Origin of the sequence: Bacillus sp. DJP31, assembly GCF_049310945.1 — a bacterium.
GTDB lineage: Bacteria > Bacillota > Bacilli > Bacillales > SA4 > Bacillus_BS.
The window spans coordinates 58,120-77,087 of the sequence record NZ_JBMERO010000007.1; the positions used below are offsets into that span (position 1 = coordinate 58,120).

22 protein-coding genes and 1 riboswitch are annotated in these 18,968 nt (G+C 38.0%); of the genes, 12 read left to right on the forward strand and 10 right to left on the reverse strand.

All coding sequences use genetic code 11. From position 1 onward, the window contains the following. Positions 1 to 63 precede the first annotated feature (63 nt). Complete coding sequence (locus ACOI1C_RS08730; protein WP_422509960.1) at positions 64 to 504, forward strand: Dps family protein; 441 nt, start codon at positions 64 to 66, stop codon at positions 502 to 504. 115 nt (positions 505 to 619) lie between these two features. Continuing rightward, complete coding sequence (gene ltaE, locus ACOI1C_RS08735) at positions 620 to 1,645, forward strand: low-specificity L-threonine aldolase (protein ID WP_422510147.1); 1,026 nt, start codon at positions 620 to 622, stop codon at positions 1,643 to 1,645. Positions 1,646 to 1,663: 18 nt separating this feature from the next. Here ltaE and ACOI1C_RS08740 read toward each other — a convergent pair whose 3' ends face one another. After that, positions 1,664 to 1,921 (reverse strand): DUF6154 family protein, encoded by a 258-nt coding sequence (locus ACOI1C_RS08740; protein WP_422509962.1) that lies wholly within the window; start codon positions 1,919 to 1,921, stop codon positions 1,664 to 1,666. Between the two features lie 184 nt (positions 1,922 to 2,105). Between ACOI1C_RS08740 and ACOI1C_RS08745 the strand changes: the two genes are divergently transcribed. The 3 genes from ACOI1C_RS08745 to ytkD all read left to right on the forward strand — a co-directional run bounded on the left by ACOI1C_RS08745 (position 2,106) and on the right by ytkD (position 3,742). After that, positions 2,106 to 2,507, forward strand: a complete 402-nt coding sequence (locus ACOI1C_RS08745) for a phage holin family protein (protein ID WP_422509964.1) — start codon at positions 2,106 to 2,108, stop codon at positions 2,505 to 2,507. A 67-nt stretch (positions 2,508 to 2,574) separates the two neighbouring features. Next, a complete protein-coding gene (locus tag ACOI1C_RS08750; protein WP_422509966.1) occupies positions 2,575 to 2,889 on the forward strand; it encodes a hydrolase in 315 nt (104 codons plus the stop codon). A 370-nt stretch (positions 2,890 to 3,259) separates the two neighbouring features. Continuing rightward, positions 3,260 to 3,742, forward strand: coding sequence for an RNA deprotection pyrophosphohydrolase (gene ytkD, locus ACOI1C_RS08755; RefSeq protein WP_422509968.1), 483 nt, complete (start codon positions 3,260 to 3,262; stop codon positions 3,740 to 3,742). 56 nt (positions 3,743 to 3,798) lie between these two features. Here the strand turns inward: ytkD and ACOI1C_RS08760 are convergent, their stop codons facing one another. Genes ACOI1C_RS08760 through ACOI1C_RS08770 form a run of 3 tightly spaced genes read right to left on the reverse strand, consistent with a single transcriptional unit; the run spans position 3,799 to position 6,375 of the window. Continuing rightward, positions 3,799 to 4,608 (reverse strand): ABC transporter permease, encoded by an 810-nt coding sequence (locus ACOI1C_RS08760; RefSeq protein ID WP_422509970.1) that lies wholly within the window; start codon positions 4,606 to 4,608, stop codon positions 3,799 to 3,801. Then, complete coding sequence (locus ACOI1C_RS08765; protein WP_422509972.1) at positions 4,592 to 5,365, reverse strand: ABC transporter ATP-binding protein; 774 nt, start codon at positions 5,363 to 5,365, stop codon at positions 4,592 to 4,594. The genes ACOI1C_RS08760 and ACOI1C_RS08765 overlap by 17 nt, the downstream gene beginning before the upstream one ends. Before the next feature lie 14 nt (positions 5,366 to 5,379). Further along, positions 5,380 to 6,375, reverse strand: a complete 996-nt coding sequence (locus tag ACOI1C_RS08770) for an ABC transporter substrate-binding protein (RefSeq protein ID WP_422509974.1) — start codon at positions 6,373 to 6,375, stop codon at positions 5,380 to 5,382. 628 nt (positions 6,376 to 7,003) lie between these two features. Here ACOI1C_RS08770 and ACOI1C_RS08775 point away from each other — a divergent pair. Beyond that, complete coding sequence (locus tag ACOI1C_RS08775; protein ID WP_422509976.1) at positions 7,004 to 7,786, forward strand: alpha/beta hydrolase family protein; 783 nt, start codon at positions 7,004 to 7,006, stop codon at positions 7,784 to 7,786. 25 nt (positions 7,787 to 7,811) lie between these two features. Next, complete coding sequence (locus ACOI1C_RS08780; RefSeq protein WP_422509978.1) at positions 7,812 to 8,054, forward strand: DUF2584 domain-containing protein; 243 nt, start codon at positions 7,812 to 7,814, stop codon at positions 8,052 to 8,054. A gap of 140 nt (positions 8,055 to 8,194) precedes the next feature. Here the strand turns inward: ACOI1C_RS08780 and pckA are convergent, their stop codons facing one another. After that, complete coding sequence (gene pckA / locus ACOI1C_RS08785; protein WP_422509980.1) at positions 8,195 to 9,781, reverse strand: phosphoenolpyruvate carboxykinase (ATP); 1,587 nt, start codon at positions 9,779 to 9,781, stop codon at positions 8,195 to 8,197. Between the two features lie 390 nt (positions 9,782 to 10,171). After that, positions 10,172 to 10,281, forward strand: a riboswitch (SAM riboswitch). 231 nt (positions 10,282 to 10,512) lie between these two features. Between pckA and metK the strand changes: the two genes are divergently transcribed. After that, entirely contained in the window at positions 10,513 to 11,712 is a 1,200-nt protein-coding gene (gene metK, locus ACOI1C_RS08790) for a methionine adenosyltransferase (protein WP_422509982.1), read from the forward strand. Between the two features lie 44 nt (positions 11,713 to 11,756). Here the strand turns inward: metK and ACOI1C_RS08795 are convergent, their stop codons facing one another. The 3 genes from ACOI1C_RS08795 to ACOI1C_RS08805 form a co-directional block, all read right to left on the reverse strand. Next, positions 11,757 to 12,911, reverse strand: a complete 1,155-nt coding sequence (locus ACOI1C_RS08795; protein WP_422509984.1) for a glycosyltransferase family 4 protein — start codon at positions 12,909 to 12,911, stop codon at positions 11,757 to 11,759. A 17-nt stretch (positions 12,912 to 12,928) separates the two neighbouring features. Continuing rightward, positions 12,929 to 13,483, reverse strand: a complete 555-nt coding sequence (locus tag ACOI1C_RS08800; RefSeq protein ID WP_422510149.1) for a phosphatase PAP2 family protein — start codon at positions 13,481 to 13,483, stop codon at positions 12,929 to 12,931. A 286-nt stretch (positions 13,484 to 13,769) separates the two neighbouring features. Next, on the reverse strand, positions 13,770 to 14,282 hold the full coding sequence (locus ACOI1C_RS08805; RefSeq protein WP_422509986.1) for a gamma carbonic anhydrase family protein: 513 nt from the start codon (positions 14,280 to 14,282) through the stop codon (positions 13,770 to 13,772). 241 nt (positions 14,283 to 14,523) lie between these two features. Here ACOI1C_RS08805 and ACOI1C_RS08810 point away from each other — a divergent pair, with 241 nt between their 5' ends. Further along, positions 14,524 to 15,324: an alpha/beta hydrolase gene (locus ACOI1C_RS08810; RefSeq protein ID WP_422509988.1), complete on the forward strand. Its 801-nt coding sequence runs from the start codon at positions 14,524 to 14,526 to the stop codon at positions 15,322 to 15,324. 33 nt (positions 15,325 to 15,357) lie between these two features. Further along, the gene (locus ACOI1C_RS08815) at positions 15,358 to 16,452 is read left to right on the forward strand and encodes a tetraprenyl-beta-curcumene synthase family protein (protein WP_422509990.1); all 1,095 of its coding nucleotides are present in this window, start codon (positions 15,358 to 15,360) and stop codon (positions 16,450 to 16,452) included. On the opposite strand, the gene ACOI1C_RS08820 is transcribed toward ACOI1C_RS08815, so the two are convergent. After that, entirely contained in the window at positions 16,449 to 17,018 is a 570-nt protein-coding gene (locus ACOI1C_RS08820; protein WP_422509992.1) for a class I SAM-dependent methyltransferase, read from the reverse strand. The genes ACOI1C_RS08815 and ACOI1C_RS08820 overlap by 4 nt on opposite strands. After that, a complete protein-coding gene (locus ACOI1C_RS08825) occupies positions 17,015 to 17,977 on the reverse strand; it encodes a TIGR01212 family radical SAM protein (RefSeq protein ID WP_422509994.1) in 963 nt (320 codons plus the stop codon). Before ACOI1C_RS08825 ends, ACOI1C_RS08820 begins: the two co-directional genes overlap by 4 nt. 292 nt (positions 17,978 to 18,269) lie before the next feature. Between ACOI1C_RS08825 and ACOI1C_RS08830 the strand changes: the two genes are divergently transcribed. Both ACOI1C_RS08830 and ACOI1C_RS08835 read left to right on the forward strand, forming a co-directional pair. After that, the gene (locus ACOI1C_RS08830) at positions 18,270 to 18,536 is read left to right on the forward strand and encodes a YtzC family protein (protein WP_422509996.1); all 267 of its coding nucleotides are present in this window, start codon (positions 18,270 to 18,272) and stop codon (positions 18,534 to 18,536) included. Between the two features lie 20 nt (positions 18,537 to 18,556). Continuing rightward, the gene (locus tag ACOI1C_RS08835; RefSeq protein WP_422509998.1) at positions 18,557 to 18,709 is read left to right on the forward strand and encodes a glycogen biosynthesis protein GlgD; all 153 of its coding nucleotides are present in this window, start codon (positions 18,557 to 18,559) and stop codon (positions 18,707 to 18,709) included. Positions 18,710 to 18,968: the final 259 nt, after the last annotated feature.

Genomic DNA, 18,968 nt, shown 5'->3' on the forward strand with positions numbered 1-18,968 from the left:
ATGTTTAGACTTGGGGGATATGGGGAATTAAAAGAGTAGAAACGATAGAAATGGAGTGTTTATATGTCTAATCAGCTAGTAACCGTCGTTAACAAGCAAGTAGCTAACTGGAGTGTTCTTTATATGAAGTTACATAACTTCCACTGGTTTGTAAAGGGATCACAATTTTTTACACTTCATGAGAAGTTTGAAGAGCTCTATAACGAGGCAGGACTTCATATTGATGAGCTAGCAGAACGTTTATTAGCCATTGAAGGGAAGCCTGTTGCTACCATGAAAGAAGTGTTAGAAATTGCATCGATAAAAGAAGCAACAGGTCAAGAAGTGGCAAGTCAAATGGTCCAATCGATCGTGGATGACTTTAACACCATCACAATGGAGCTAAAGGATGGAATGAGTTTAGCTGATGAAGTAGGCGATGAAACGACCGGAGATATGCTGCTTGCCATCCATCAAAACTTAGAGAAGCACGTTTGGATGTTTAAGGCCTTCCTTGGAAGATAATTCATTAAATATAACACGCCATTTGGCGTGTTTTGCAATATTTCACAACTTGAAATAATAACCACCGTGATATAATAGTTTAAAAGACTTAGTGTTATGGGGGGACTTCAATATGATTATCGATTTACGAAGTGATACGGTGACAAGACCAACTGAAAAGATGCGTAAAGCAAGCTTCGAGGCTGAGCTTGGTGATGATGTGTACGGAGAAGATCCAACTGTAAACAAGCTTGAGGAAAAAGCTGCTGAAATCCTTGGGAAGGAAGCCTCTCTGTTTGTAACGAGCGGAACACAGGGTAATCAGATTGCTGTACTAACACATTGCCAGTCTGGACAGGAGATTATTTTAGAGGAAGAATCTCATCTTTTTTATTATGAGGGTGCAGCTATTTCAGCATTTGCAGGCGTTCAGCCACGGACGTTAAAAGGGAATAGAGGAGCCATGAATCCGAGTGTTGTTGAGGCGGCGATACGTGGGGAAGATGTCCACCTTCCAGAAACCTCATTGATTTGCCTTGAAAATACCCACAACCGAGCAGGGGGAGCAATTGTCCCTCTTGAAAATATGAGAGACATCTATGAAATAGCTAATAGAAAAGCAATTCCGGTTCATTTGGATGGAGCACGTTTATTTAACGCAGCTGAAGCACTAAATGTTCCGGTTTCAGAATTCACCAAGTACACCACAACAGTTCAAATTTGTTTATCAAAAGGTTTAGGTGCACCTGTTGGTTCCATTCTTGCAGGCAGCGAGGAGTTTATTAAGAAGGCAAAAAAATGGCGTAAACGTCTTGGTGGTGGATTAAGACAAGCAGGTGTGATTGCAGCACCAGGGTATATTGCCATTACTGAAATGGTAGAGCGATTAGCCGAAGATCACGCAAATGCTAAACGATTAGCAGCAGGACTAAAAAATATATCTAACCTAGAAGTAATCAATCAAGTAGACACCAATATCGTTTTAATTGATATTCAAAAGCTAGGCATTACTTCTGCTCATTTTCTTGAACTTTTGAAAAGTGAAGGGATTCTAGTTGTTCCTTTTGGACCAACCATGATTCGCTTTACTACACATTTCGATGTGACTTCTGACCAAATTGATCAAGTTTTAGCCAAGCTATCCAGATTATTTCAAAATTAATATGCTTCTTGCAGGTACTTAATGAATGGTTCTCTTCTCATGGCTTGCTTCCTTCATAGGGAGCAGGCCTTCTTTAGCTAGTTTCCCTTTCAAGCCCTCGATTAAATAAAGCCCCATTAGATCGTATAATTCTTGATCCTCTAGTTCACTTAAAAGATTGAACATATTCTTTCTATTTAGTTGTTCTAATACTGAAAATGCAATGATGTCCACGTCCTCTTCGTCACCCGTAAAATGGTGCTTATACATTTCATACAATTCATCGACAAGCTTCATTTTATCACCTCTTTTTTAGATTCCATTACTTACAATGTACAATTAGCTAGATAATTACCCTTCCGATTTTCCCTTTTTCGAATAGTATATGGTGAAGACTTGTCTAAGATGATGTATTCCAAACTGATATATCAAATGGATTATCTTCCTAAACAAAATCGTGCAAACAAGGGAGGGAGAGGGTATGAAAATTGAAGTTCCACTGACAATCTTTCTGTCAGTGATAGGCTCATTAACTTCATACATGTTTGGAGGCTGGGGATCTTTGCTTTCCATTTTAACATTTATGATTGTTGTTGATTATTTTACAGGAATAATTGTTGCAGGGATAGAAGGAAAAATATCTAGTCGGTTAGGCTTCCGAGGCATTATGAAAAAAATATTTATATTTGTCCTAGTATCGGTTGCCCATATGATAGACCTAGTGTTAGGAGATCAGCATATGATTCGAGACGCCACCATCTGCTTTTACATTATGAACGAATTTGTCTCAATTATTGAAAATGCTGGAAGGTCTGGATTGCCAGTTCCATCTTTTTTAATTAATGCGATTGAATTGTTGAAAACAAAAGCAAATAAGAAGTAAGGTAGAATATTTTGTTTTTCATAAGGAAAAGTTAAAACAAGGTAAGAAATGTAAGGAGCTGAGTAGGTTGAAAAAGACATATTACATTTCTCTTGGTAGTGGAGAGATATCTCAAATTAGCACGGCTTCTCCTTGGAATTACAAAATTGAAGCATCAGATGATGAAATTGTACAGCTGCGTGAATATTTTGATCAGATTTACTCCACAGACTGGCAAGGTTTTATGCGGGCCCACGTTCCATATGTAGAATACCACTGGGACCCAACAAATGACGCATACGATGAAACCATGCAAAAAGTATACGGACTAATCCATGAACTTGGCGATGAAGAAACAAAACAGCATATCACCAAAGAAGGATTATTAAAATTGGGCGAGTAGGTCACATTTGTGACCTTAGTTTTGTTTTAATCAATTTGCTTTGTTTGTATCTATGTACTAAGGTTTTTGTTTGTATCTTCCTTTTAATTTTTTCTTGGTCTTTGGACAGAGGCCTTCCATCGCTGAATATGCTTTAAGAGCCTGTTCAAAAAGGAGGACAAAAAGAGCAAAGAAGTTCAAGGAAGCGAAGTCTTGAGCACCGGAGCGTATGTTTTGTATACGTGAGGAGCGGAAAGACGAGCTGACGAAGAAATTCGAAGCTATTTTTGCCGGACTTTTTGAACATCCTCTTTAAAAGGTTTTAAATGTAGGTTTTAAATCTTTGTTATGTTATCATCGTTACAAATGCAAAAGATGGAGTTAGATAGTTATGCTTACCTTTATAGATCATTATAACAATGAAGTGTTCCTTTCCTTTTTGGATAATCCGTTTTCAGATCACCCTAAGCATGTTTGGGTTATTTGCCGTTTCGAAAATCAGTGGCTATTAACGTCTCATACACGTCGGGGACTTGAGTTTCCCGGAGGTAAGGTCGAAAAAGGTGAGAGCCCCGAGCAAGCGGCCATCCGAGAGGTTAAAGAGGAGACAGGTGGGGACGTTTCTACCATTCAATATATTGGCCAATATAAAGTGTCTGGCCGTGGAAAAACGATTATTAAAAACATTTATTTTGCCGAAATTGGTGCTGTTACGAAGCAACCTACCTACTACGAAACGAATGGTCCTGTGTTACTACCTGTTCTTCCTTTAAAGGTTGCACAAGACTCAAGGTTTAGTTTTATCATGAAGGACGATGTATTGACATATAGTCTTGAACATATCAAAAATCATGTAAAACCAGTCGCGTGGTAACAATGCTGTTTATGAAAGCTCTCACTTGTGAGAGCTTTTTTTGACCAGTTCTAATCCTACTGATGATGACGAATGATTTTCTTCTCTAGCCATTCAATACCTTTGTACATGATTGTTGCAAAAATGGCGACGAGCATTAAGCTTAGAAGAACAAGGGTGAAATTAAACACTTGGAAACCATAAACAATCATATATCCTAACCCCTTAGAGGAGACAAGAAACTCTCCGACAATAACGCCCACCCATGATAAGCCAACATTTACTTTAAGAGTTGAGATAATGGTTGGGAATGAAGCGGGGAAAATAACTTCTCTGAAACATTGAATTCTAGTTGCACCGAAAGTTTTTAGTACTTTTATATAATTGACATCTACTTCTTTAAAAGAGGTATAGATGACAAGTGTAGTAATGACAACGGAAATAATCACACCCATGGCAATAATGGATACAAAGCCAGGTCCAAGAGCAACGATTAAGATAGGACCTAAAGCTACCTTTGGAAGTGCATTAAAGATAACAAGATAAGGATCTACAATTTTTGAAAACATAGGCGACCACCATAAAATTGCTGCAATTACGGTGCCCATGACAGTTCCAAGGATAAATCCCAAGACGGTTTCGAATAAAGTAACGGATGTATGTCCAATTAAACTACCATCTGCTAGTTTAGAAAGAAATAAATCAAAGATTTTGGTTGGGCTACTAAATAACAAAGGATCAATCCAGTGTAGTTGACTGGATAGCTCCCACAACCCGAAAAACAGGATAAAGATAAGTAGTTGGTAGAAGCGGACCCACCTTTTCTCCTTGTTTAATGTCATTAAATACTGTTGATGTAAGAGGGATACATTACCTTCGGGTTTCAAGGGAGTCCAACTCCTTCCATATTGATTGGAATAATAAAGAATAAGCAGGGTGTTGCCTCGCATCAAAAGGCGATAGTTCACGTAGCTCCTGAGGCACCAGAAATGTCGTTGCAATTCTTCCAGGATTTGCTGCTAACAGGAAAATTCGATCACTCATCGCGATGGCTTCTCCGATATCATGTGTAACGAGAAGGGCTGTTTTATTAAATCCTTTTAATGTTGAAGAAACAAGGTTTTCTAGTCTTAGCTTCGTTTGATAGTCTAGTGCAGAAAAGGGCTCATCGAGCAATAGTATTTTAGGATCGGTCATTAAGGTTCGGATTAGTGCCACTCGTTGCCTCATTCCACCTGAAAGCTGATTAGGATATAGCTTTGCAACATCTTCTAAATCCATTTCCTTTAATAATTTTAAAGCTGTTTTCCTAATTTCATCAGAGAGCGTTCGAGTAATTGAAGGACCGAGTAATATGTTCTCTTCTATTGTTTTCCAAGGGAAGAGATAGTCTTGCTGAAGCATATAGCCTATTGTAGGATCAGTTTTTATCACCTTTTTTCCATCAATAATGACTTCTCCTTCAGAAGGTTGAATGAGACCTGCAATAATAGAGAGCAGGGTTGATTTGCCGCATCCACTTGGGCCAAGAAAGGAGACAAACTCCCCTTCCTCAACTGAAAGTGTAATATTTTCAATAGCTGTGGTCATCGATTTTTTTGTGAAATAGGTGTGATGAACCTGGTTGATCGTTAAAACATTCATGTTCCTCATCTCCTTTATTCTGAGATGATACTCTCCGCGATCTCAGTATTGACTAAGACGTTATGATCTACCTCTGTAGGAAGTTCTCCTGCTTCACTCATAATATCCTGTAGGTTATTCCATTCTTCTTCGTCTAAAATGGGATCTGTCGCATAAGAGCCTTGTTCCTTGTAGCGATCGATAACTGTCTCGATTAAGTTACTATCTGTATCCTCAAAGAAAGGTGCAATAGATTGGGCTATTTCTTTTGAAGAATGAGTCTCTACCCATTGTTGAGCTTTGTAAATCGCTCTTGTAAACTTTTCAACGACTTCTTTATTATCCTTTAGATAACTTTCTTTTGTCATAAAGGTTGTATAAGGTACATGACCTGATTCCTTCCCAAAGGAAGCAACAATGTGCCCTTTTCCTTCTTGTTCAAAAATACTGGCTGTTGGTTCAAACAACTGAACAAACTCTCCTGTACCTGAAGCATAAGCACTCGCGATATTTGCAAAATCGATGTTTTGAATAAGGTTTAAATCAGCTTGTGGGTCAATGCCATGCTTCTTTAAAACAAATTCACCAACCATTTGAGGCATGCCGCCTTTTCGTTGTCCTAGAAACGTGCTACCCTTTACTTGATCCCATGTGAAATTATCAATCTTTTCACGAGAAACTAAAAAGGTTCCATCTGTTTGAGTTAATTGAGCAAAATTGATAGCTGGATCACTTGAACCTTGTGCATATACATAGATTGACGTTTCTGAACCAACTAAGGCAATATCAATACCGTCTGAAAGCAAGGCAGTCATTGTTTTATCGCCACCAAATGTCCCTTGGAGGACAACTTCTAATCCTTCTTCTTCAAAAAAACCTTCAGACATGGCGACATACTGAGGAGCAAAAAAAATGGAGTGAGTGACTTCGCCGACCCGGACCTTTTGGACGCCACTTTGACCACAACCACTTACTAAAAGAAGGAACAGAACAGATAATAGAATGGCTATACCAATCTTATAGAAACGCATAGAAAAGACCTCCCTAAGAGTTAAATGTTAAGTAATTACTTACAATAGGATATGATGGTGAAAAAAATGTGTGAATGCCTATAGGGAAATCAATTTGGGTGGGCATACATAGGGGGTAGTTGGGTGGGGAGTGGGGAGAAGCATATTCGGGGAAGCAGGCCTCGGCACGAGACCAAGATAAAACCAAAACAAAACCAACCAAAAACCAAAACAAAACCAACCAAAAACTATAATTAAAACCCTATAATATTAATGCTCTTTTCTAAAATTTTTTCTTAGGTGGCTAAACTAACACAATAATTAGTTATTCACCTTTTAGGCTATTTTCTAAAAGAATGTTGTTTTTGTCATAGGTTTAAATAAGACAAACCCTTGATAAGAAAGTTGATTGGAACGGATATGCGATGACTCCTGCAGCCACGGCGGGACAGGTGAGACTTACGCATAGCGCCAAAGCGCTGAGGAGGCTCACCCGCCCGCCAAGCTAAAAAGCAAGCATCCTGGAGAGGAAATCAACCACTATGTGTATAACAATAAAGTTTGAGTAAACAGTTATTTTCTATCATTAACCTATGTATTGCGTTGTGTTAACCGTTTAAAAGAATGCTTAGATAACTGGAGGAATCTTATGGAAGATGGTACTTTGATTGAGATGCAGCGTTTTCCTTCACCAAGTCCGAGGATAGCTTTATATATTGTCACGTATTGGTGTCAGGGGTTAAAGATAAAGGGTTTGCTTGCTGAGCCTAAGGAGGAAGGGAGGTATGATGGGTTTCTTTATTTGAGGGGTGGTATTAAGAATGTAGGTAAGGTCCGTGTCGGAAGGATTGTTCAATTTGCTTCTGAGGGCTTTGTTGTCATGGCACCATTTTACCGAGGAAATCAAGGTGGGGAGGGCAATGAGGATTTTGCTGGAGAAGACCGATATGATGCAATTGCTTCGTTAGCTCTTCTAAGAAAGCATGATAAGGTTGATCAAAGTCGCATTCATGTGTTTGGTTTTTCTAGAGGAGGTGTGATGGCTTTAATCACTGGGATAAAAGACTCGAAAATAAGGTCGATTGTTTCCTGGGGCGGGGTATCTGATATGACTTTGACGTATGATGAGCGATTAGATTTGAGAAAAATGATGAAAAGAGTGATAGGTGGAACACCGACTAAAGTACCGGAGCAGTATAAAAGGAGAACGCCTTTATTCTACTTAGAAAATGTACAAGCTCCTGTCTTACTTATACATGGTGAAAAGGATCAGAATGTTTCCATTGAGCATTCCTATCGATTAGAAAAACGACTAAAGGAGTTAAGAATACCTGTTGAGTCCTGGTATTTTAAAGAGTATACACATTATTTCCCACCAGCAATTAACCGGAAAATTGTGCAGGATTTGACCAGTTGGATGAAGAAACAATAAAAACAAACTATTGGAGGTAAGAAAAATGGGAATGCCCCTAGAGTTAAATACAATGATTGTGACAAAAGGTTTGGAAAAGAGAGTAGAGGAAAATATGTTTACTCTTGAAAAGGAGGGATATCGCTTATATCCACTTGATATTCCACTAGAAGTAAAAAAGCAAAAGGACTCTGACACAAATGGCATTGCTATTATTAAGAAAGTAGTTATGATGAGTCAGAAAACGATAATTACATATGAATTGATTTCGCTTAATTCGACAAATTAATTTTTAAGGAAGATTTTTTTGAATTCCTTTTACAACAATAGGATCTTACCGTTTGACGGGGATTAAATCAAAAAGCCTGCATCAATGATTACTTAGTAATCTACGATACAGGCTTTTTGATTTAATCGTTATTGGTTTTGTTATTTTGTTGGTCCACCAAGTGAAACAATATCTTCATTGACATTTGAGAATTTTTTAAAGTTTTCTATAAACTTAGCTGCTAATTCAGTTGCTTTCATATGGTAAGCTTCTTTATCAGTCCAAGTTTGCTCAGGCTGTAGTACTTCATCAGGAACACCAGGAACGTGTAAAGGGACTTCAAGTCCAAAGGTCCCATCTTTAGCTGTTTCGACGTTGCTTAATTCTCCCTCTAAGGCAGCTTGAACCATGGCACGAGTGTAGCTAAGCTTCATTCGGCTTCCAACTCCATATTCTCCGCCAGTCCAACCTGTGTTAACGAGAAATACTTGTACATAATGCTCATCGATTTTCTTGCCAAGCATTTCAGCATAGACCGTTGCAGGAAGAGGTAAGAATGGTGATCCAAAGCAAGTGGAGAATGTTGCTTGTGGAGACGTGATTCCTCTTTCTGTACCTGCTAGTTTACTTGTATAACCACTTAAGAAGTGATACATTGCTTGCTCTTTCGTAAGTTTGCTGATTGGAGGAAGTACACCAAATGCATCTGCTGTTAAGAAGATGATTGTGTTCGGATTTCCAGCAATACTAGGTTCAATAATGTTGTCGATTGCCTGAATCGGATAGGCAGCACGAGTATTTTCAGTTAATGAAGTATCATCAAAATTTGGAGCTCTAGTTTGGTCGTCAATCATAACATTTTCGAGAACACTACCAAAGCGGATCGCATCAAAAATTTGAGGTTCCTTTTCTCGAGTTAAATTGATGCACTTCGCATAGCATCCACCTTCGATGTTAAATATACCAGAATTAGACCAGCCGTGCTCATCATCGCCAATAAGGCGTCTGTTTGCATCAGCAGATAATGTTGTTTTTCCTGTTCCAGATAAACCAAAAAATAAAGCAACATCACCTTCAGCACCAACATTAGCAGAACAATGCATAGGTAAAATGTTTGATTCTGGCAGTAAATAGTTCATAATAGAGAAAACAGATTTCTTAATTTCTCCTGCATATTCGGTACCACCAATTAAAACGATCTTTTGTTCAAATGATATAATGATAAATGTTTCCGATTTAGTTCCATCAACATTTGGATCCGCTTTGAAATTTGGAGCTGAAATGACGGTGAATCCTGACTCATGTGCTGCTAAATCCTTTTGAGTTGGACGAATAAATAGCTGATGGGCAAATAGATTATGCCAAGCATATTCATTGATAACTTGTATGGGTAGGCGATGCTTTTCATCAGCACCAGCAAATCCTTTAAAAACGAATAGCTCGTTTTTTTCCATTAAGTACGTTAATACCTTTTTATATAGGCGATTGAAAGCTTCTTCTGAAATCGGTTGGTTGACAGTGCCCCAAGCAATCTTATCTTTAATTGAAGCTTCTTCTACAATAAATTTGTCTTTAGGAGAGCGCCCTGTATATTTTCCCGTCGTTGCACGAACAGCTCCAGTAGATGTAAGCTCTCCCTCGTTTCTTGAGAGTACCTTTTCCACTAACTGTGAAACAGATAAGTTTGTATAAATGTTTTGTCCGCTTAATAAACCATTTAAGTTGATTGAAGTATCAACAGAATTCATTTTCATAACCTGCCTTTTACGATTTTTTTCTATTAATCTAACAATAATCGAAATTAAATGATTACTTCTTCAATTAGTATAACATATTTAAAGCAATAGTCTATACTAATCTATATTTTTGTGCTCATTATAGTTTTAATATCCCCTTTTACTGCAGGTTACAGTAATCAATGTTTATTCTAGCTGAATTTAAGCTTAAACCCACACTGATTTAACCAAGTTTCATAAAATGGAAATGAGATTAAAAAATGGGATCTTCATAACAGCAGCCCATATATTTTATAAATCTAAATGAACAAATATAGTTGTGTGAAATTATTCGAGTAACCTCTTCTCTTTTTGTTGACATCTTTCGACCTCATACGTTATGATATGAGCCGAACGGATACTCTCTTATCCCGAGTCGGTGAAGGGAACAGGCCCAATGAAACCCAGCAACCATCATTTTATGATAAGGTGCTAACCTGTTGCAAGGCGCAAGTAGCCTTGAACGATAAGAGCAAAGGCGAATGAACGTATACCCTTTCCTCTAATATAAGGAAGGTTTTTTTTATGTTCATTTTAGTAAAGCCTAATCATTGAGCTAAATCGTAAAAAAAGAACTCCTTAATAAAATTATGTTTTATTAAGAATAATAAGAGAATGAGTACCGTATCTGACAAGATTTCAGAGATAAGAAAAGATTCACGTAGACCTTATTTCTGAAGTTAACAATGGGAGGAACAAATTAGATGTCAAAAAATCGCCGTTTATTTACGTCTGAGTCTGTAACAGAAGGGCATCCAGACAAAATTTGTGATCAGATTTCAGATTCAATTCTTGATGCAATTCTTGCAAAGGATCCAAATGCTCGTGTTGCATGTGAAACATCGGTTACAACAGGATTAGTATTAGTTGCGGGTGAAATTACTACATCTACTTATGTAGATATTCCGAAAATTGTTCGTGGAACGATTAGAGATATTGGTTATACACGTGCAAAATACGGATTTGATGCTGAAACGTGTGCAGTGCTTACATCTATCGATGAGCAGTCAGCAGATATCGCAATGGGAGTTGACCAAGCATTAGAATCACGTGAAGGTCAAATGTCAGATGAACAAATTGATTCAATTGGTGCTGGTGACCAAGGTCTTATGTTTGGATATGCTTGTAACGAAACGAAAGAATTAATGCCATTACCGATTTCTTTAGCTCATAAATTGGCTCGTCGTTTAACAGAAGTTCGTAAAGAGGATATTCTACCTTACCTTCGCCCTGATGGAAAGACACAAGTAACTGTAGAATACGATGAAAACAATATTCCAGTTCGTATTGATACGATCGTTATCTCAACACAGCATCATCCAGAAATTTCGAACGAGCAAATTAGTCGAAACCTAAAAGAACATGTGATCAATACAGTTGTACCGAAAGAATTAATTGATGAGGATACAAAGTACTTCATTAATCCAACAGGTCGTTTCGTTATTGGTGGTCCTCAAGGGGATGCTGGATTAACAGGTCGTAAAATCATTGTTGATACGTATGGTGGATATGCACGTCACGGTGGCGGAGCATTTTCAGGTAAGGATCCAACAAAAGTTGACCGTTCAGCGGCATATGCTGCTCGTTATGTAGCTAAAAACATCGTGGCAGCAGGACTAGCTGACAAGGCAGAAGTGCAATTGGCTTATGCAATTGGGGTAGCGCAGCCTGTTTCCATCTCGGTTGATACATTTGGCACGGGTACTGTTTCTGAGGATCTTCTAGTAGATTTAATCCGAAGTAATTTTGACCTACGCCCAGCGGGAATCATCAATATGTTAAACCTTCGTCGTCCCATTTATAAGCAAACAGCTGCTTATGGTCACTTCGGTCGTACAGATATTGATTTACCATGGGAACGTACTGACAAAGCTTCAGATTTGAAAGCTCAAGCAGCACAATAATAAGTAAAAGGCTATCACCTTGAATGAGGTGATAGCCTTTTTAATTAAATAATTTTTGCGTATTTGGTTTCTTTAGATTCATGAATGGCCATTTCATATTCGTCTAGAAGATTATTGAAAATTGCACTCCAGGTTTGAGTCATGGAGTAGACTCTCGCTTCCGTACTCATATGAGTCCTTTTTTCATTATTTTCAAGTAGGTCCACGATCGCTTCTACAAATGATTCAACCTTTTTCGGCTCACAGAGAATGCCCGTTTTTCCTTGCCTAATAATGTTTTTTACCCCACCTGAATTTGCACCTACAACTGGAGTTCCACATGCAAGTGCCTCTAACACTACGTTTCCGAAGGTTTCCGTTGGTGATGGAAAAACAAACAAATCAGAAGCTGCATATACCTCAGATAATTCTTTTCCGTTTAGATAGCCTGTGAAGGTTACGTTACTTGGTGTTTCTCTTTGCATATCTAGCTTAGATGGACCGTCACCAACTACAAGCCAGCGAACATTTTTTTGAAGATTTGGAGGCAAGGCTTTCATTGTTTCTAGAAGTGTTTGAACATCTTTTTCGGGAGCAAGTCTTCCAACATAGGATAATACATACTTTTCTTTGATTTTATATTTTTCTCTCACCTTTGTAGAATGTTCATTTGGTTTATAAAGGGCAGAGTCTACACCACGACTCCAAATATGGAGATCTGTAAATCCGTGACGCTTTAATTGTTCTTTCGTCTCTTGTGAAGGGACAAAGGTTTTAAGAAAAGATCGGTGAAACCATCTCATGTATTTCCAAAGTATAGGCGATAAAAATTGAAGGTCGTAATACTCCAAGTACTGATCAAAATCAGTATGATAAGAGCCTACTAGCGGAATGTTTAGTTTTTTTGCATAATGAATTCCACAAAGTCCCACATTAAAGGGCGTAGCTACATGAATGATATCAGGTTGAAACTGTTGTAGCTGACTTTTTACGTGAAGCATATTTGGTAAGGCTAATCGACATTCAGGATATAGAAAAAAAGGCAGGCTCGTAAACCGATGAATATGGGTAGAAAATAATTCTTCGTCTTTTGTACAATCTGGAGCAAACACCTTGTATTCAATCTCTTGCTGTTCTAAATAATCCGTGAAGCGTTTAAGCGTTCTTGCTACTCCATTTACTTGTGGTGCAAACGTATCTGTAAAGATCGCAATCTTCACCCTAACCCCTCCAAAATTTAAAGGATAGTTAATCCAGTAAACAACTGTTGTAAAAAAGCAAGAGAAGTAATTCCAGTGATGGTGCCCAATATGCTACCAGCCATGACATCAGATGGGTAATGAAGCCCAAGATACATTCTGGATATTCCAATACTAAAGGCTAACGGCAATAGGACAATACCTAGCAATGGCATCCAAAAAATATATGGGATAACTACAGAGAAGATAGCCGTAGTATGTCCTGATGGAAAGGAGTGATCTTTTAAAGGATTGACTGTAACATTCGCTTGTTCTAATGCTAAATAAGGTCTTCGTCTTGGATAAAACTTCTTCACAAGTGCTACTGGAATATGACTTAGGAGTAGAGAAAGTGCACTAGCAAGTCCAACATATCTATTTGTAGTAGGCGATAAAATAATAAGAATTAGGACAGACAGAATAGTAAAGGTTGCACCACCTAAGTGGGTGATTGAGCGGAAATAGAAGTTAAGGGCCTTTCGATCAAAATGACGGTTCACACTTCGGAAGATATGACATTCAAAATCATATAAATTTGCTATTATTTTTGTCATCATTCACCTAGCCCCTTTTGTAAACTAATTATGTCTGTTCTAATCTTTTAGAGAATTGAAGAAAGAACCAATCGTGCGTTATGATTAATTTGAAACATTGTTAGCCATACTACTTGGCCTAACTTAACTAAGTTTTTTTGAATAGTAAACTCTATACTTCCATTTTAAGGTGTAAATATTTAGGGAATACTAAGGAAATGTAAAAGTAATGAGAAATTATATAATTTTTTTTTACAATATTTTTAAGAATATTGTAAAAATAGAACAATAGGATGAAAAATCATCCTTATTCTTGAATGGATTTGTAGTACTGACCTTTTTCAACATATTCTCTTCTAATTCGTTCCATATCTAAAATATCCTCTTTATTTAGTTCACGAATTACTTTTGCCGGTCTTCCATATGCCATGCAGTTTGGGGGAATGATTTTACCTGGTGGGACAAGACTTCCAGCCCCAATAAAGGAACCTTCGCCGATTTCTGCTCCATCTAGTATGATAGAGCCCATCCCAATTAGTGCACCTTTGCGAATGGTTGAACTGTGCAGCAATACTTGATGACCTACAGTAACATCATCTTCAAGGATAAGGTGCTTGTTTGGACTTTGGTGTAGAACACAATTGTCTTGAACATTGACTCGATTACCGATAACAGTTGGCGACACGTCTCCTCTGATAACCGTGTTGAACCAGATGCTACTATATTCACCAATCTTTACATCGCCAGTAATCGTGACATAGTCAGCAATAAATGCAGTTTCCGAAATGGTCGGTACTATATGTTTATAAGGTAATATCATTTTTTATTTCCCCTTTTTACAGTATTTAGTGATATTGTAACAAAATATAGAACACTCTGTTAAGTATGGTTTTTTTCTACATTCAGTTCTTTCCATTTTAAACAAGTAGATCATAAGTAAAAATAACTTTACATGGGTAAAACAAATGAACAGACCATTCATTATTAATTAAAAGTTGTTTCAGTACAATGAATACTTGTGTATTTCAAAGATATGATTTTAAATAGCGAGGAGTGATAGTATGTGGAGATGGGAAGCGGAGAATGCAAAGGCTGTAATAATAATGGTTCATGGGGCATCAGAGCACCACGGTCGTTATAAATGGTTAATTGAAATGTGGAGAACTGAGGGCTACCATGTTCTGATGGGGGACTTACCAGGCCAAGGTACAACTTCACGAAGACATCGAGGTCATATTGATCATTTTGACCAGTACGTCGAAACAGTTGAAGGTTGGTATAAGGAAGCTCTTACTTATGGATTACCAATTGTTCTACTAGGACATAGTATGGGCGGATTAACCGTCATTCGTTGTATGCAGGAAAAACATTTTCAAGTGAAGTGCGTGATCCTATCTTCCCCTTGCTTAGGAGTTTGTGAGATAACGGCACCTTCTCCCTTTTTGAATGCTGCATCAGTAGTGTTAAACAAAATAATCCCTACATTTAGAATGAATACAAATTTAACACCATCTATGGCAACGAGAAATAAAGAGGTCATTGAACTAGATAGTAATGATTCCTTATATGTAACTAAGGTGTCGATTAGATGGTATCGTGAACTTATTCATGCAACACAATTGGCCTTAACCTATGTCAAGAAGACTCCAGATGTTCCTATTTTATTTATGCAGGGTGGAGACGACCAGATTGTGAACAAGGGGAAAGGTAAAGCGTGGTTTGATCAATTGCCCTCAACAGACAAGACATATAAAGAATGGCACGGTTTATTTCATGAAATATTTAACGAGCCAGAGCGTGACCTTGTATTTGACTATACAAAGAGATTTGTTGAAACTCAGCTCGCGGTGAATGTACAATAGAGGCATTAAGGAAAAAGGAGTCGATTTATAAAAATGTTACCAACTCATCCTTTAAGCTTAATGTCAAAGGTTTACCGAGATGTTTTACCACTTGTTCATAACGAACTATCTTATTGGAGAAATAGGGCAAACGGAATTCCCAACGCAGAATTACGAAATCAAGCCCTATCAAGTATTAACGAAAAGGCCTTCCATTGTGAGGGTGGAGGTGTAATAGCCTTATTGTCTTATCAGCATTTGGAGTCATGTATTAAGTTCATCATAGCCTATCAAACAATCAGTGATTATCTGGACAATTTATGTGATCGGAGTACTTCTCTCAATCCACTGGACTTTGAAGCGTTACATGAATCCATGCCACATGCACTTACCATAGGAGAAGGGCAAAATTATAATTATTACAGGTACCGTGAAGACCAAGATGATGGTGGCTACTTAAGGGATCTCGTGGTGACATGCCAAAGTGTGTTAACAAAGGTCCCACATTATTCATTGATTAAGACTGAAATAATCGAGTTGGCCAATTATTATTGTTCTTTACAGGTACATAAGCATGTTGTGGTGGAAGAGCGTGTGAGCCGACTGGAAAAATGGTTTCAAGGTGTGGATAAGAGCCTCCCAGAGATGAAATGGTATGAGTTTTCTGCATGTTCAGGATCTACATTAGGTATTTTTGTTTTAGTCTCCCATGCATTTGGGGATAATCTAGAAAAGTCAGATGTAACCAAAATAAGAAATGGGTATTTTCCATATGTGCAGGGTTTACATATTCTACTTGATTATTTAATTGACCAAGAAGAGGATATAGCAGGAGGAGATCTAAACTTTTGTAGCTATTATCCAAATGAAGAGACCTTAGTAGAACGACTTTTTCATTTTTTAGATGAAGCAGATGAACAAATAAAAGGAATTCCAAATGAGAAATTTCATCGTTTACTTAACCGCGGATTGCTCGGAGTATATATGTCTGACAGTAAAGTGAATGAGCAGAGTCAAGTTAGGAGATTAGCTAGACAATTGATAAAAAAAGGCGGACCTATCAGCTACTTCTTTTATCTAAACGGAAGAGCCTATCGGAAGTGGAAACAATTCAATGAAAAGAACCCGTTAAGTAGAGCTTCGTCTTAGCGGTTTCTTTTTTCGATGGCCAGTATAAAGGGTGGATTGTTTTTTTGATTTATGAATTGATACTTTAAAACATGAGCATATGTTTGATCAATCTGTTCTACATAATCGAGAAGCTTATCTCGTTCTGTCATACCTTCAGGATGGCCATGGTAAATGACTAGAATAAGGATTCCTTCAGGTTTTAGTAGTGATAAAATTTGTTTAACCGCAGAAATTGTTGTGTCTGAAGTTGTTACAATCGCTTTGTTGCCACCAGGTAGGTACCCAAGGTTAAAAATAGCGCCTGAAAGACTTTTCTCTTCGATATAATCCTTTACATGTTCATGACCTTTTAAAAAAAGGGTAACGCGGTCCTGCAAACCTTTACCCTCTAGTAATTTTGAAGTGTTTATGATTGCTTGTTCTTGAATGTCAAAACCATAAACATGTCCATTTTTTCCAACTAGATCGGCTAGGTGAACGGTGTCATGCCCATTACCAACGGTTGCATCAATGGCAATATCCCCTGGCTGAATGGCTCTTGCTAAAAGTGACCTTGCAAATGGGAGAATTCGATCAAGATTCATCGTGAGAAGACTTCCTTTTGAAAGTGCATGCCTTGATAGCTATTCCGTCTTACGAGCTCTGCTTCAATCGCGTTCAAGACTTTCCACTTATTTAAGCTCCACATTGGGCCAATCATTAAATCAGACGGACCGTCCCCTGTAATTCGATGAACAATCATTTCTGAGGGGATAACTTCTAATTGATCACATACAAGGTTTATATAATCATCAAATGATAAAAAGTCGAGTAGACCTTTTTCATATTGTTTAACCATGGGTGTTCCTTTTAGTAGGTGCAACAGGTGAATCTTAATACCTTGTACATCAAGCTTGGCAACTTCTCTCGCCGTTTCCATCATCATTTCAGGTGTCTCAAGAGGTAGACCATTAATAATATGAGAGCAAATACGGATATTATGTTTTCGAAGCTTGTTCACACCATCTTTATAGCATTGATAGTCATGAGCACGGTTAATAAGAAGGGCTGTTCGTTCATGGACGGTTTGTAAACCAAGCTCAACCCATAGATAGGTTCTTTCATTTAATTCAGCTAAATACTCAACGACATCGTCTGGCAGACAATCCGGTCTCGTTGCAATCGATAAGCCAATCACACCTTCTTGCTTAATAATCACTTCGAATTTCTCTCTTAGTTCCTTAACTGGGGCATGCGTATTGGTGAAAGCCTGAAAATACCCTAAGTACTTTCCATCCTTCCATTTTAGATGCATTTTTGTTTTAATTTCGTGAAACTGCTGTTCGATGGTTTCTGCTCGGTTTCCTGCAAAATCACCTGAACCAGCTGCACTGCAAAATGTACAACCTCCGTGTGCAACCGTCCCATCACGATTTGGACAATCAAATCCGCCATCCAATGCAACTTTGAACACCTTGTGTCCGAACGTTTGACGCAGATGATAATTCCACGAATGATACCTCTTCTGGTCATCGGAATACGGAAAAGGATTGATTTGATTCATATGAGTACATCCCCTTACTAGTGAAGAGTTAACGTTTTTTTGATAATTAGAATTTTAGCATGTAAAAGTGAAGAAACCAATATATTTGGGTGGTCTTGATTTCCAGTAAACCGCACAAAATCATCGATTTGGCTTACATAGCCTTTTTTCGGCTAAAATTTTTTGCGAAATACGAGCTCGAGTGGGAAAAATCTCCTTATCAAACTGGTTATAGTTGTAACGAGTTTGTATAAACTAAGCAGGATGAAGCTTTTTCATCGACCCGCGCGAACTGGTGAAGGAGGAATACTGCATGGCAACACGACAATCTGTTGAAGAATATTTGCAAATGGCAGAAGATACAATAACCTACGCGGAAGAACAGTTTACCGTGGCGAAGAAGCAGGAACACTATAACCAGACTGAATATACAAAAGCCCAGCAACAGCTAGAAACAGCCGTTATTGAATTAGGTATACTAGCTCAAAGTGGAAACCCACAGCAAAAGCTGCAAATTGATCGAATGAGACTTCAAATAGAACGTATCCAAAATGAAATGATCATCTACCCACATCATTAAGCTGGAGGTAATTTGCGGATATGAAAAAGCGATCTAAACAAAATAATCCTGAGCAAAAGACAAAGAATGGAAGTAACAATCAAGACCTTGAAGCGGGGAAAGACTTCGATCCTGTGAAGGAAGTAAAAAAGAAGAATGCGAAGCGGGCGCAGCCTGACATTTCGAGAAAATAATAATCGGATCCCCTCTCTTCTAGGAGAGGGGATATTTGGTGTGTGGGGAAAATTCGCTCGTAAATTTTGATATTCGATCATATATTCTCATATTCGCACTTATATCATGAAATTCGCTCAGAAAACAATCACAGGAAGTATTCTCCGCAAATTATTTCTCTCTTGATGCGAACAATGATAAACCAAGGGAATTACTATCGAAAATAAATTTTAATGTGAAAACCACCCAATAGGGTGGTTTTCACATTCCGTTAAATTG